General features: G+C 62.9%; 13 protein-coding genes. 6 read left to right on the top strand and 7 right to left on the bottom strand.

From position 1 onward, the window contains the following. The first annotated feature begins 59 nt into the window (after window positions 1-59). From HWX53_RS00830 to flgL, 6 genes are all read left to right on the top strand, one after another. Window positions 60-743 (top strand): flagellar basal body L-ring protein FlgH, encoded by a 684-nt coding sequence (locus HWX53_RS00830; RefSeq protein ID WP_175938559.1) that lies wholly within the window; start codon window positions 60-62, stop codon window positions 741-743. 2 nt (window positions 744-745) lie between these two features. Further along, complete coding sequence (locus HWX53_RS00825; RefSeq protein ID WP_175938557.1) at window positions 746-1,873, top strand: flagellar basal body P-ring protein FlgI; 1,128 nt, start codon at window positions 746-748, stop codon at window positions 1,871-1,873. Window positions 1,874-1,885: 12 nt separating this feature from the next. After that, complete coding sequence (gene flgJ / locus HWX53_RS00820; protein WP_175938555.1) at window positions 1,886-2,944, top strand: flagellar assembly peptidoglycan hydrolase FlgJ; 1,059 nt, start codon at window positions 1,886-1,888, stop codon at window positions 2,942-2,944. Window positions 2,945-3,172: 228 nt separating this feature from the next. Further along, window positions 3,173-3,925, top strand: coding sequence for a flagellar brake protein (locus tag HWX53_RS00815; RefSeq protein ID WP_175938554.1), 753 nt, complete (start codon window positions 3,173-3,175; stop codon window positions 3,923-3,925). 1,175 nt (window positions 3,926-5,100) lie between these two features. Further along, the gene (gene flgK, locus HWX53_RS00810) at window positions 5,101-7,038 is read left to right on the top strand and encodes a flagellar hook-associated protein FlgK (protein ID WP_175938552.1); all 1,938 of its coding nucleotides are present in this window, start codon (window positions 5,101-5,103) and stop codon (window positions 7,036-7,038) included. 11 nt (window positions 7,039-7,049) lie between these two features. Next, on the top strand, window positions 7,050-8,288 hold the full coding sequence (flgL, locus tag HWX53_RS00805) for a flagellar hook-associated protein FlgL (protein ID WP_175938550.1): 1,239 nt from the start codon (window positions 7,050-7,052) through the stop codon (window positions 8,286-8,288). 759 nt (window positions 8,289-9,047) lie between these two features. On the opposite strand, the gene fliR is transcribed toward flgL, so the two are convergent. The 7 genes from fliR to fliL form a co-directional block, all read right to left on the bottom strand. Beyond that, on the bottom strand, window positions 9,048-9,842 hold the full coding sequence (gene fliR, locus HWX53_RS00800) for a flagellar biosynthetic protein FliR (RefSeq protein WP_175938547.1): 795 nt from the start codon (window positions 9,840-9,842) through the stop codon (window positions 9,048-9,050). A 7-nt stretch (window positions 9,843-9,849) separates the two neighbouring features. Beyond that, window positions 9,850-10,119 (bottom strand): flagellar biosynthesis protein FliQ, encoded by a 270-nt coding sequence (gene fliQ, locus HWX53_RS00795; RefSeq protein WP_175938546.1) that lies wholly within the window; start codon window positions 10,117-10,119, stop codon window positions 9,850-9,852. Window positions 10,120-10,129: 10 nt separating this feature from the next. Beyond that, window positions 10,130-10,900, bottom strand: coding sequence for a flagellar type III secretion system pore protein FliP (gene fliP, locus HWX53_RS00790; RefSeq protein ID WP_175938544.1), 771 nt, complete (start codon window positions 10,898-10,900; stop codon window positions 10,130-10,132). Window positions 10,901-11,162: 262 nt separating this feature from the next. Then, a complete protein-coding gene (gene fliO, locus HWX53_RS00785) occupies window positions 11,163-11,678 on the bottom strand; it encodes a flagellar biosynthetic protein FliO (protein WP_175938542.1) in 516 nt (171 codons plus the stop codon). Continuing rightward, window positions 11,675-12,109, bottom strand: coding sequence for a flagellar motor switch protein FliN (fliN, locus tag HWX53_RS00780; RefSeq protein WP_175938540.1), 435 nt, complete (start codon window positions 12,107-12,109; stop codon window positions 11,675-11,677). Before fliN ends, fliO begins: the two co-directional genes overlap by 4 nt. Further along, the gene (gene fliM / locus HWX53_RS00775; protein WP_175938539.1) at window positions 12,102-13,103 is read right to left on the bottom strand and encodes a flagellar motor switch protein FliM; all 1,002 of its coding nucleotides are present in this window, start codon (window positions 13,101-13,103) and stop codon (window positions 12,102-12,104) included. The genes fliN and fliM overlap by 8 nt, the downstream gene beginning before the upstream one ends. Before the next feature lie 33 nt (window positions 13,104-13,136). After that, the gene (gene fliL, locus HWX53_RS00770) at window positions 13,137-13,628 is read right to left on the bottom strand and encodes a flagellar basal body-associated protein FliL (protein WP_175938537.1); all 492 of its coding nucleotides are present in this window, start codon (window positions 13,626-13,628) and stop codon (window positions 13,137-13,139) included. Window positions 13,629-14,197 lie beyond the last annotated feature (569 nt).

Here is a 14,197-nt window from a genome sequence, read left to right as displayed (position 1 = left end):
GAAAACGCAAGGGATGGCGTCACACTAACGCTTCATTCAGCTTCATACGAGTCACCAAGATGTCGCCCACTCAAATCTTCACGCGTGCAGCGGTTGCCGCACTCGTCGCCGCGCTCGGCGCATGCGGCCTCGTGCCGAAGGAGCCGATCGTCCAGCAGCCGATGACCGCGCGTCCGCCGCAGCCGCCCAGCGGCGGACGCTCGCCCGGCGCGATCTACAACGCGGGCTACGCGGGCCGGCCGCTCTTCGAAGACCAGCGTCCGCGCAATGTCGGCGACATCTTGACCATCGTGATCTCGGAAAACGTGAATGCGACGAAGTCGTCCGCGGCGAACACCAACCGCGGCGGCTCCGGCTCGTTCTCCGTGCCGACGACGCCCGGCATCTTCGGCGGGCTCTTCAACAACACGAACCTGTCCGCGACCGGCGCGAACAAGTTCACGGCGGCGGGCGGCGCGAGCGCGGCCAACACGTTCAGCGGCACGCTCACCGTCACCGTCACCGAAGTGCTGCCCAACGGCAACCTGATGGTGAGCGGCGAAAAACAAATGCTCATCAACCAGGGCAACGAATTCGTGCGCTTCTCGGGCGTCGTCAATCCGACGACCATCTCGGGCAGCAACACCGTGTACTCCACGCAGATCGCCGACGCGAAGATCGAATATTCCGCGAAAGGCTATATCGACGAAGCGCAGAACATGGGCTGGCTGCAGCGCTTCTTCCTCAACGTGGCGCCGTTCTGATCATGAATCCGCTTCTTCGTTTCGTTTCGTTCTCGCTCGCGGCCGCGCTCGTGGCCCTGACCTCTGCGCAGCACGCGCACGCCGAGCGCCTGAAAGACCTCGTCTCGTTCCAGGGCGTGCGCGACAACCCGCTGATCGGCTACGGCCTCGTCGTCGGTCTCGACGGCACCGGCGACCAGACCATGCAGACGCCGTTCACCACGCAGAGCTTGACGAACATGCTCGGCAATCTCGGCATCACGGTGAACTCGGCGACGACGCAGAACATGCAATTGAAGAACGTCGCCGCCGTGATGGTGACCGCGACCCTGCCGCCTTTCGCGCGTCCCGGCGAGGCGATCGACGTCACGGTGTCGTCGCTCGGCAACGCGAAGAGCCTGCGCGGCGGCACGCTGCTCATGTCGCCGCTCAAGGGCGCGGACGGCCAGGTGTATGCGATGGCGCAGGGCAACCTCGTCGTCGGCGGCGCGGGCGCGAGCGCGAACGGCAGCAAGGTGCAGGTGAACCAGCTCGCGGTGGGCCGCATTTCGGCGGGCGCCATCGTCGAGCGCGCGGTGCCGGCAGCGTTGCAGCAGCAAGGCGGCGTCATGCAGATGGAACTGCGCGAGATGGACTTCGACACGACGCAGCGCATTGTCGCGGCGGTGAACAACCAGTTCGGCATGGGCACGGCGCTCGCGCTCGACGGCCGCACCATCCAGCTGCGCGCGCCGCAAGACGCGAGCGAGCAGGTGCAGTTCATGGCGCAGTTGCAGAACATCGATGTGCGTCCGGCGCAGGCCGCCGCGAAGGTGATCCTGAACGCGCGCACCGGCTCCATCGTGATGAATCAGATGGTCACGCTGCAGAACTGCGCGGTCGCGCACGGCAATCTCTCGGTCGTCATCAATACGCAGACGGCGGTGAGCCAGCCGAACGCGCTCTCGAACGGGCAGACCGTGGCGGCGAAGCAGTCGCAGATTCAGCTGAAGCAGGACAGCGGCGCGCTCAAGATGCTTTCGGCCGGCGCGAATCTCGCCGATGTCGTGAAGGCGCTCAACGCGCTCGGCGCGACGCCCGCGGACCTGATTTCGATTCTCCAGTCGATGAAGGCGGCAGGCGCGCTGCGCGCCGACCTCGAAATCATCTAAGGAGCCCGGCACATGAACTCGAACCTGACGAGCGGCATCGCCAACTCCGCCCTGGCATCGACCGATGGGAGCGGTGGCCTCGCGAATCTCTCGAACCGCTTCGCGCTCGACACGCAGGGCTTCGACGCGCTGCGCGCGCAGGCGCAGGCCAATCCGCAGCAGGGTCTGAAGGCGGCCGCCAAGCAGTTCGACGCCGTCTTCACGCAGATGATGCTGAAGAGCATGCGCGACGCGACGCCGTCCGACAGCCCGTTCGATTCCAACGATTCGAAGTCCTTCACCGCGATGCTCGACCAGCAGTTGTCGCAGCAGATGTCCTCGAAGGGCATCGGCGTGGCGGACATGATGCTCAAGCAGCTGATGCGCAACGCAGGCGGCAAGACCGACGCGGGCGGCATGGGCGGCGGCGCCAACGCGATGACCGCGATGAACGCGATGAGCGGGCTCTCGGGCGGCGGCGGCGATATCGAATCGAACGCGGGCAACATCGCCGCGATGAACGCGATGGCGAAAGCCTACGCGGCCGCGCAGGCCAACAAGAACGGCGCGTCGCTCTCGGAAGGCAAAGGGTATACGGCGGCTAGCGCGCTCGAACCGCCGGCCCACGGCGTCGGCTCCGACAAGGTGAATGCGTTCGTCGAGCGGCTGGCTGCGCCCGCGCAGGCGGCGAGCGCGGCGACCGGCATTCCGGCGCGCTTCATCATCGGCCAGGCGGCGCTGGAATCGGGCTGGGGCAAGCGCGAGATCAAGCACGCGAACGGCGCGACGAGCCACAACATCTTCGGCGTGAAGGCGACGCCCGGCTGGACCGGCAAGACGGTCGATTCGGTCACGACCGAGTACGTCAACGGCCAGCCGAAGAAGGTCGTCGAGCGTTTCCGCGCCTACGATTCGTACGAAGATGCGCTCAACGACTACGCGAGCGTCATTAAAAACAATCCGCGCTATGCGCCGGTGATCGAGGCGTCGCGCGACGTGGCGGGCTTCGCGCACGGCATGCAGAAGGCTGGCTACGCGACCGATCCGCACTACGCGAAGAAGCTGATTTCGATCATGCGACAGATCGCCTGACGACGCGCCGATAAGGTGCATCGCGCGGAAGATAACGGACCACGTGTCCAGCAAACGTTTTACGTCGGATGGGACGGCGCACCACATAAGAAAGTTGCGAGCGCCCCTAAACTTTCCAACAGGCATGCCGCTAACCCGAAGACGACAGTGCCGGATCGATAGCGGTCCGGCGAGCCGCGCGGCGTGGGCCGCAGGCGATGCGCGGGCAAAATGGACACGGCTAGCACCATGAATAGTTATCAGAAACACGACGTCGCCGAGGAAGACAGCGACCACAACGTGGATTTCGGACGCCGGAATCCGCTGGAAATCGGCGTAGCCCTGCGCAATCTGGCCAATCGCGGCGATTTCCTGACCGCGCAATATGGCGACGCGCAGATCGTCACGCGACTCCTCGATGTCGATGTGACGTCGCACCGCTTCACGTTCGACTGGGGCGGCGTCGCGGAGCAGAACCGCGATGTGCTGCAAGCGCCGAAGCTGATTTTCCACGCGGCGCCGGATGGCGTGCGCGTCGAGTTCACGACGGCCACGCCGCGCGAGACGACGTTTGACGGCCGTCCGGCTTTCGAGGCGGAATTTCCGTCGGTGCTGTATTACATGCAGCGCCGCGAATACTTCCGTGTGGAAGCGCCGGTGCTGGATCCGTACATTTGCAGCGGTTCCCTGCCGGGCGGCGACCGGTTCCGTTTCGAGGTGCATGATTTGTCGCTGGGCGGCGTGGCGTTGCGCACGACCGACGAGCGCGTGGCCGATATGGAACTGGGCGTAGAAATTCAGGATGCCGAACTGCACTTCACTGCGACCGGAAAGGTGACGCTCGATATGAAGCTGGTGTCGCATCGCGAGTCGACTACGCTCAAGGGCGACCGGCGGTTCACGCTCGGGTTCAAGTTCACTTCGATGCCGGGGTCGGCGGAGAATACGCTGCAGCGGCTTATCACTCAGCTTGAGATGAAGCGGCGGGCTTTAGCACGGTGATCTTCTGCGGTTTCTTGGAACCGCAATTGGACCGCTTTTCTTTCTTCGCCTGTGCGTTGCTGTGTCCCGACGCGTCGGTTCGCGGTCTTTCTTTCGTGGAACTTGTAGTCGCGTCGGTCTATTGGCGTTGCCCCTTCCTAGGGCGGGGCGCGCGCCAGTAACTCGCCGCTTGTTTCGCGAAACTTGTATTCGTGTCGGTCTATTGGCGTTGCCCCTTCCCGGGGCGGGGGTCACTTTCTTTGCTGCTGCAAAGAAAGTAACCAAAGAAAGCAGCTTTTTCGCCCGCGGTTTCGAATGAAGGTGCACTCCGCACAAAAGCATTGGCACTCAGCTTGAATCAGCCCTGAATCACCCTCCACGCCCGCTGTCCGCCACGTCCTCCGAGCCCCTTGGCTCGACAGAACCAGTGAAATGCTTCGCACCACTGAACGACAAATTCAACTGAACGTGTCTTAGGCGTGCCACGCCGCCCTAGGCCCAGCAGGCCGACGCCCGACACGTGCCCGCGCGTCGGCGCTCATTGCGACTTCTCTCTATCCCTGTCGCGTGTCCATTGGCTTAGCTTGGCTTTACATGGCTTTGGCTTTGGCTTTGGCTCTGGCTTGAGACTATCTCTACGCGGAGCCGTTGTGTCCTGTTGGTTTTGTCGAGCCAAGGGGCTCGGAGGACGTGGTGCTCAGTGGGCGTGGAGAGTGATTCAGGGCTGCTTCAAGCTGAGTGCCAATGCTTTTCTGCGGAGTAACCACGCTTTTGCTGCTGCGGGCCCACAGAAGCTGCTTTCTTTGGTTACTTTCTTTGCAGCAGCAAAGAAAGTGACCCCCGCCCCGGGTAGGGGCAACGCTAATACACCGACACGAATACAAGTTTCACGAAACGAGCGGCGAGGTGCTGGCGCAAACCCCGCGCTAGGAAGGGGCAACCCCAATAGACCGACACGAATACAAGTTCCACGAAAACGAGCGGCAGCAAAACAGGACCAAACCCGAGAATTAGCCCAAGAACCCCCCGTACATCGCCGCATAAGAAGCACGAACATCGAAGCAAAATGCAAGAACCCAAACAACGCCCGCCGCAGGCGAAAACCAGAAAGCATCAAAAAGGAAACCATTAAATTTCCCCGGCGAACAGCCGATATAACGTGCAATCAAGCGGCAGCGCCAGAAAAGGATTCGTGCATGTCCAACAACATCATCAACATCGGCTTGTCGGGCCTGAATGCGGCCCAGTGGGGCCTCACGACGACCGGCCAGAACATCAGCAACGCCGCAACGCCCGGCTATACGCTGGAGAAGGTCGCGTACCAGGAAGCGTCCGGTCAAAGCACCGGCTCCGGCTATCTCGGCAATGGCGTGCAGACCGTCACCGTCACGCGACAGTACAGCCAGTACCTGACGACGCAAGTCAACAACACGCAGTCGGCGAGCAGCGCGGCGAACACCTATTACACGATGCTCTCGCAGCTCAACAACCTCGTCGGCGATCCGACGTCGGGCATCGCGGCCGGCATCAGCAATTACTTTTCCGGCCTGCAATCGGTGGCGAACTCGCCGAGCAGCACGGCCTCGCGCCAGTCGCTCGTGAGTAGCGCGCAGACGCTCGCCGACCAGATGACCTCCGCCGGCGAGCAATACGACCAGCTGCGCCAGAGCGTCAACACGCAACTGTCGAGCGCCGTCTCGTCCATCAACAACTACGCGCAGCAAATCGCCGATCTCAACAAGCAGATCAACGGCGCGAGCGCATCGGGCCAGCAGCCGAACCAGTTGCTCGATCAACGCGATCAGGCCGTGACGAACCTCAGTTCGATGATCGGCGTGCAAGTGGTGCAGCAGGACGGCAACTACAACGTGTTCATCGGCAACGGGCAGCCGCTCGTCGTCGGCAATACGCAGTACGGCCTGCAAACGGTGACGTCGCCCTCCGATCCGAGCGAGCTGACCGTCGCGTTCAAGCGCACCGACGGCACGCCGCAGACGGCCGCGAACACGCAGTACATTGACAATTCCGCGCTGACGGGCGGTGTCGTGGGCGGCCTGATCGACTTCCGCACCCAGACGCTGGACCCCGCGCAGGCGCAACTCGGCGCCATCGCGACGAGCTTCGCCTCGCAACTGAATAGCCAGAACGCGCTCGGCCTCGACCTCAGCGGCAACGCAGGCGGCGCGCTCTTTTCGACCGGCACGCCCAACGTATATTCCGACGCGCGCAACAAGGGCACCGGCACCGTGGCCGTCTCGTTCGCCGACGCGTCGCAGCCTTCCACGGGCGACTACACCCTGACGTACAACGGTACGGACTACGAAGTAACCGATCCGACGTCGGGCAAGTCGCTTGGCAGCATCACGCCGCCCGCCAACAGCGGCACGTTCAACGGCCTCAACATCACCGTGTCCGGCACGATGCAGAAGGGCGACTCCTTCACCATTCAGCCGACGCGCGGCGCGCTCGACAACTTCGCGCTGACCACCAAGAGCCCCACCGCGATCGCGGCGGCATCGCCGGCGGTGAGCTCGGCATCGACCTCGAACACGGGCACCGGCTCGATCACGTCGGCAACCGTGGCGGCGGGCTACAGCATGCCGTCGAACATCTCGCTCACGTACGACAAGGCCGCAGGCGGCTTCACGTCGAACGTCGATGTGACCGTGAACGGCACGGCGTACACCGCGAATTCGACAATTCCGTACGACGCCTCTAAGGGACTCACGATCACGTCCAACGGCGTGAGCGCGACATTGAGCGGCGTTCCCGCCGACAAGGACGTGTTCAACATCGCCGCGAACAAGGGCGGCACGAGCGACGGCAGCAACGCGCTCGCGATGGCGAACCTCGTCTCGGCGAAATCGCTCAACGGCGGCACCGATACGCTGACGGGATCGTACGCGAGCTACGTGAACGACATCGGCAATCAGGCCAATCAGCTCAAGGCGACGAGTTCGTCGCAGACGGCGCTGCTCAATCAGGCGACAGCGGCACAGCAGTCCGTGCAAGGCGTGAACCTGAACGAGGAAGCGGCCAATCTTATCCAGTATCAGCAGCTCTATCAGGCGAACAGCAAGGTGATTCAGACCGCGTCGTCGCTGTTCCAGACGCTGCTCGGCATCTTCAACTGAGGCAACTCGCGATGCGTATTTCCAGTTCCCAGTATTTCAATCTGAACGTCGCTTCCATGAGCGACCAGCAGAGCACGCTGGCGTCCATGTATCAGCAGATCTCGTCGGGCAAGCGCATCATGACCGCGTCCGACGATCCGCTCGGCGCGGCGCAGGCCGTGCAGCTCACGATGCAGGGCAACGCGCTCACGCAATACGGCACGAATCAGACGAAGGCGCTCTCCTCGCTGCAACAGGAAGACTCCACGCTGAGCGACGTGAGCGACGTGATGCAAAGCATCAAGACGAAGCTCGTGCAGGCCGGCGACGGCTCGCTGACCGACGCGAACCGCTCAGCCATCGCCAATGCGATTCAGGGCTATCGCGATCAGCTCATGAACATCGCGAACACCACGGACAGCGACGGCAATTACATTTTCTCGGGCCTCAAGGGCGGCACGCAGCCGTACACGAACAACCCGTCGGGTGTCGGCGCGACCTATTCGGGCGATGCCGGCCAGCGCACGGTGCAGATCAGCGCGGGACGTTCGATTGCGGTGGGCGATCCGGGTCAGTCGATTTTCGGCAGCGTATCGCCGACGGAAAGCACGCCTGTTTCGAGCGCGGCAGCGACGAACACGGGCACGGGCACGATCAGCGGCGTAAGCGTTTCCGACCCGAGCAATCCGAATAACGGGAGCACCTACACGATCCAGTTCGCCGTCGATGCCACCGCGGGCACGACGAGCTACACGGTCACGGCGGTCCCGGCGGATTCATCGTTGCCGACGACGCCGACCGCATACACGGGCAGCGCCGACATCACGGTCGGCGGCCAGAAGGTGTCCGTTGCGGGCGCGCCCGGCAATGGCGACAGCTTCACGGTGCAGCCCGCGACCGCGGGCAACAACGATATCTTCGCGACGCTCGACAACCTCGTGAGCGCGCTGAAGCAACCGACCGGATCGGACAGCGCGCATGCCGCGCTGACCAACGCGCTGACGACCGCAGGCACGAAGATCACCAACACGTTCAACAACGTGCTGGCGGCGCAGACCGTGGTGGGCGGACGCGAGCAGCAGATTCAATCGACGCAGACGGCGATGCAGACGACGCAGACGCAGAACGCATCGGATCTGGCGAACCTGACGCAGATCGACCTGGTTTCGTCGATCAGCTCGTATGAGTTGACGCAGAACTCGCTTCAGGCGGCGCAGATGGCGTTCACGCAGATTCAGAAGATGTCGTTGTTTGATTATTTGGGCGGGTAAGCGCGGCGGTTTTGATAGAAGCGGTAGTAGGTTGCGGGGCATGGCTCGGGAGAGCTTTGCCCCGTTGTTGTTTTCGGCGTGGCGCGACGACAAAGGCGTAGCGTCGTTGCTGACGGTCGGTATGCGGTCTCGACTGTAGACGTTGAACCGGACGAATGAAGGCACGGGTCGCTGAAGCCGATAACAGTTTGCGGGGCGTTGCTCGGGAGAGCGGTGCCCCGTCGTCGTTTCCGGCATCGCACGAGGACGAAGGCGTAGCGTCGTTGCTGACGGTCGGTATGCCCTCTCGATCGCCGCGAGTGGATATGCGTGTCGAACGATTGATGAAGTCGGAGAGAAGTAGCACAGGCTGAACCGGAAGGGTTAGCGCGCGGTATTCGCGGGGTGTTGCTCGGCAGAGCGGCGCCCTGTTGCTGCCTCTGGCATCGCACAACGACAGTGGCGCAACTTCCTTGCCGAAGTCGGTCTGCCGTCTCGACCGCCGCAATCAGATACGAGTGTCGATCGACCGATGAGACGCTAAGGAAGTGGCAGACGTTTCGAACCGGGCGGACAAGCGCGCGGTGTTCGCGGGGCGTTGCGCGAAAGAGCGGTGCCCCGTTGCTGTCCCCGGCATCGCGCGACGACAGTGGCGCAACTTCGTTGCTGACAGTCGGTCTGCGGATTCGACCGCCGCGCCGAGATACGTGCGTCGACCAACCGATAACGTGGCAGGCAACAAACCAAACACCGAGGCGGCATCCCGTCGCCGCCCAAAGCTCAATAAAGCGCCCCAGCCACCCGCCCGACCTGCGCGATACCCGCATCGAAGATGCGCAAGAAGAACGGCATCAGGTTAGGCAACATGAGCTGCAAGAGCAGCAAGCCGACCAGCATCGTGATCGGGAATCCCACCTGAAAGATTCCGATCTGCGGCGCCGCCCGATTCAGAATGCCCAGCGCCAGATTAGAGATGAGCAGCGCCGCCACGATCGGCAGCGAAAGCAGCAGGCCCGTGCCGAAAATACTGGTCCCATAGCCGACAAGCACGCGCCAGCCCTGCGCATGCGATGCCGCCGCCACCACGTTCGCCTCGATCGGCACGTTCTGGAACGTCGTCACGAGCGCGCTGATCAACTGCAGATGGCCGTCGAACACGAGAAACGCGAGCATCGCGAGCGTGTTCAGATAGCGCGAGATGACCACCGCATTGCCGCCCTCGCGCGGATCGTAAAGCATCGCAAAGCCGAGGCCCATCTGCTGGCCGATGAACTCGCCCGCGGCATCGACGGCGGCGAATGCGATCTGCATCGTCATGCCGATGGCCGCGCCGATCAGAAACTGATTGACGATGATCCAGATGCCCGCCGCCGAGAACACCGTGGTTTGCGGCATCGCGGGCAAGGTCGGCGCGACGATCAGCGTGATGAACGCTCCAAGCGCGATCTTCACGCGCGCCGGTATCGCCATGTGGCTCAGCACTGGCGCGGTGGCGAGGAGCGCGAGAATGCGCACGAACGGCCACAGGAACGCGGTGAGCCAGCCGTTCAGTTGCGCGTAGGTGACGGAAAACATCGAACGCTCAGCCCGTGATCGCGGGCGTGATCGTGAACACGTGGCGCATGTAGTCGAGCAGCGTCGAGAGCATCCACGGTCCGGCGATCACGAGCGTCACGGCCACCGCGATCAGCTTCGGAATGAACGAGAGCGTCGATTCGTTGATCTGCGTGGCCGCCTGAAACAGGCTCACGACGAGACCCACGACGAGCGCGACCAAGAGCAACGGCGCGGCGAGCAACAGCGCGACGACCATCGCCTGATGCGCCATCGTCATGACGGATTCGGGTGTCATGCGCGTCTCCTTACGATACGAAACTTTGAGCCAGCGAGCCGATGAGCAACTGCCAGCCATCGACGAGCACGAACAGCATCAGCTTGAAAGGCAGCGCGATAGTCGTGGGCGACACCATCATCATGCCCATCGACATCAGCACGCTCGCCACCACCATATCGATGATGAGGAACGGAATGAAGATCGTGAAGCCGATCTGGAAACCAGTCTTCAGCTCGCTCGTGATGAACGACGGCACGAGCAGCGAAAGCGGCACGTCTTCCGGGCCGTTCATCGGCGGAGCCTTCGAAATGCGGGCGAAGAGCGCGAGATCGGATTCGCGCGTCTGCTTCAGCATGAACTGCTTGAACGGCGCGACGCCGCGCGTCATGGCCTGGTCCATCGCAATCTGGCCTTCGGAGAAGGGCTTGTACGCGTCGTTGTAGGCGCGGTCGAGCACCGGCGACATCACGAAGAACGAGAGAAAGAGCGCGAGGCCGACGAGCACCTGATTCGGCGGCGTGCTCGACGTGCCGAGCGCCTGGCGCAACAGCGACAGCACGATGATGATGCGCGTGAAGCTCGTCATCATCAGAACCATTGCGGGCAGGAACGAGAGCATCGTCAGCAGCAGCATGGTCTGCACGCTGAGCGAATACGTCGTGCCGCCGTTGGGGCCGGGGCTCGTGTTGAACGCGGGCAAACCCGCCGTGCTTTGCGCGAGCGCCGCGAGCGGTGACAGCGCGATGACAACCGGAAGCGCGAGCTTCACGCCGCGCACGATGAGACGACCGACCTGCATTACTTGCTCCCGCCGACGAACTGCATGAGACGCTTGAGCGCCTCGCCAAGCCGCTGACTCTGAAAAATGACGAATGTGATAGCCATGATGTCCTGCCTCTTTCGATAGCATGAATTGTTGACTATCCCGGTCGCAAACGATGGCGCGAACAGAAGGGCAATTCGGCGCCAACTCGTTCTATTGCGAAAGCACGCGTCGCCCAAAGCAAATCGGGCGTGGTCCTCGCGGAGCACGCCCGATGATTCGACTGGAACGGTCGGCTTTACTTGCCGGTACTGACGAACTTCTGAAGCCGCTTGTTCGCTTCGCCGGCGAGCGCATCGCGAAAGCGCTGGCCGAACGAACCGGGCAACGTTTGCGCGGGCGATCCCGCAACGCCGGCCGGCACTTCGGCTTCGGCGGAACCGGCGGGCATCGTGTGCAGAAGCCGCACGTTGCCGGGGCCTGCGCCGAGCACGAGCCACGTATCGCCGACCTCGACCACTGCCACGCGCTCCTTGTTGCCGAGCGATGCGCCGCCCACCACCTTGACGAGCCCGCTGCGCTTGCCGCCCTGATAGCCGAACTTGCGGGCGAGCCATGCGCAGCCGAACACGAAGCCGATCACGACGGCGAGCCCGAGCAGCGTTTGCAGCACCGCGCCGAAGCCGAGCGACGGCACCGCGCTGCCTGCGCCGACGCCCGAGGCGATCTGCGCGGCATGATTCACGGCGTTCATGTCGGCGGCATGGGCGAACATCGGCGCGGCCAACACGACAACGGTGGCGAGGCGTTTCATCGATTCAGCTTCCGGATACGTTCGGACGGCGTGATGATGTCCGTCAGGCGAATGCCGAACTTGTCGTTCACGACCACCACTTCGCCCTGCGCGATCAGACAGCCATTCACGAGCACGTCCATCGGCTCGCCTGCGAGGCCGTCCAGTTCCACGACCGAGCCCTGCGCCAGTTGCAGCAGGTTGCGGATCGCGATCTTCGTGCGCCCGAGTTCCACCGTCATCTGCACGGGGATGTCGAGAATCATGTCGATGTCGTTGCGCGTCGAGGGCGCCGCGGCCTTCGACAGCGGCTGAAACACGCCCGCCGATGCGACCGGCGCTTCGTTGCCGTTCTGCTCGGCGAGCGCGCTCGCCCAATCGTCCATCGAGAGTTCTTCGTCTTTCATGTCGGTCGCGCCGGGCTGGGTGCCTTCCTGCATCAGATCACTCATAACTACCTTCCTTCGTCGAATCGCTGGCGCTGCTGATCATGTTCTGGACACGCAGCGCATATTGACCATTGAAAATTCCGTAACCGCATTCCATCACCGGCACGCCGTCCACTTTCGCGACGACCTGCTCGGGAATGTCGATCGGCAAGACATCGCCCGCGCGCATGTTGAGCAGCTTCGCGAACGACGAGCGAATCTCGGCGAGATCCACCGTCAGTTCCACTTCGGCCGACTGCACCTGTTGCGACAGCACGCGCACCCAGCGGCGGTCCACTTCGAGCGCCTCGCCCTGAATCGGCGAGGAGAGCACGTCGCGGATCGGCTCGATCATCGAGTACGGGAAGCAGATGTGCAGCGTGCCGCCGATCGAGCCGAACTCGATGGTGAACTGCGTCACGATCACGATTTCGTTCGGCGTCGCAACGTTGGCGAACTGCGTGTGCATCTCCGAGCGCATGTATTCGAACTGGAGCGGGCGCACGCTGCGCCACGACGCCGCGTAGTGCTCGAACACGAGGTTCAGCAACTTGTGGATGATGCGCTGCTCGGTCTGCGTGAACTCGCGGCCTTCGACGCGCGTATGAAACCGCCCGTCGCCGCCGAAGAGGTTATCCACGACGAAGAACACGAGGTTCGGATCGAACACGAACAGCGACGTGCCGCGCAGAGGCTTCACATGGACCAGGTTGAGGTTGGTCGGGATCGGCAGATTGCGCGTGAATTCGCTGTACTTCTGCACCTTCACCGGGCCGACGGAGATTTCCGCCGAACGCCGCATGAAGTTGAAGATGCCCACGCGCATGAGGCGCGCGAAGCGGTCGTTGATGATTTCGAGGCCGGGCATCCGGCCGCGGACGATGCGTTCCTGCGTCGCGATGTTGTACGGACGCACGCCGGCTGGCTTGTTTTCGTCGGAGACCTGGTCGATCTCGCCGGTGACGCCCTTGAGGAGGGCATCGACCTCCTCTTGCGACATGAACTCTTCGTGGCCCATGACTCTCTCGTTCCTTGATTGGGTGCCGGGCGCTTACTGAACGACGAATTCAGTAAAGAGCACTTCCTGGATGTGGGCCGGCTGCTCGGGCGTGCTGGCGGCGGCTTCGACGGTTGCGCGCAGTTCGTCGGCGAGCTTGCGTTTGCCGTCGATGCCCGCGAGGTCGTCCGGATGCTTGGCGGAGAGCAGCAGCAGAATGCGGCTGCGAATTTCCGGCATGCGTTCGGTGAGCGCGGCTTGGCCCTTCTCGTCCTTGAGCTTGAGCGTGAGCCCGACGCGCAGGTAATGCATGATGCCGTCGTCGGCTTGCAGGTTGACTGTCAGCGACTCGAGCGGGAAGAACACGGGCGGCGGCAGCGGCGCGGGCTTCGCGGGGCCGTGCGCGGACTTGCCGACCACGAAGTAGGCGCCGCCGGCGCCTGCGCCGAGCAGAACGATCGCCCCGATGGCGATGATCAGAATGCGCTTGAGCTTGCCGCTCTTCGCGGGAACGATGGGTTGCTGGTTTGCAGTAGTGGTAGCCATGAATGCGTGCCTCTTTCGATAGGTTGAATTGTTCGCTATCGCGGCTTGTCGTGATGGGTCGAACAGAGGGGGTTTTTGGTGCCTTTTTGGGGTTCTCGGGCGGGGGGCGGGCTTTTGCGGTTGCCCGTTTCGCGGAAGTGCCGTTCGCGGTTTTTGCGCCGTAACGGTGGGGCGCTCGCTCGTTCTTTCTTTCTTCGTTGGTGGAACTTGTTTTCGCGTCGGTCTATTAGCGTTGCCCCTCCCCGGGGCGGGGGTCACTTTCTTTGCTGCTGCAAAGAAAGTAACCAAAGAAAGCAGCTTTTTTCTGGCCCGCAGCAGCAAGAGCGTGATCACTTCGCAGAAAAGCATTGGCCCTCAGCTTGAACCAACCCTGAATCACCCTCCGCGCCCACTGAGCACCACGTCCTCCGAGCCCCTTGGCTCGATAAAACCAGTGGGGCGCTTCCTACCACTGCCAATAGTCCCCGAATCTCCGGCTTAGGCACCGCCGGCCGAGCCAAGCCGAGCTCGGCGAGGGCGCGCCGCCACGGCGCGCGGCGCCCGCGCCCGTCGCTAATGACGATGCGTTC

The sequence above is a fragment of the Caballeronia sp. BCC1704 genome (assembly GCF_902833455.1).
In the GTDB taxonomy this organism is placed as follows: domain Bacteria; phylum Pseudomonadota; class Gammaproteobacteria; order Burkholderiales; family Burkholderiaceae; genus Caballeronia.
This window is presented reverse-complemented; position numbering and strand designations above follow the sequence as displayed.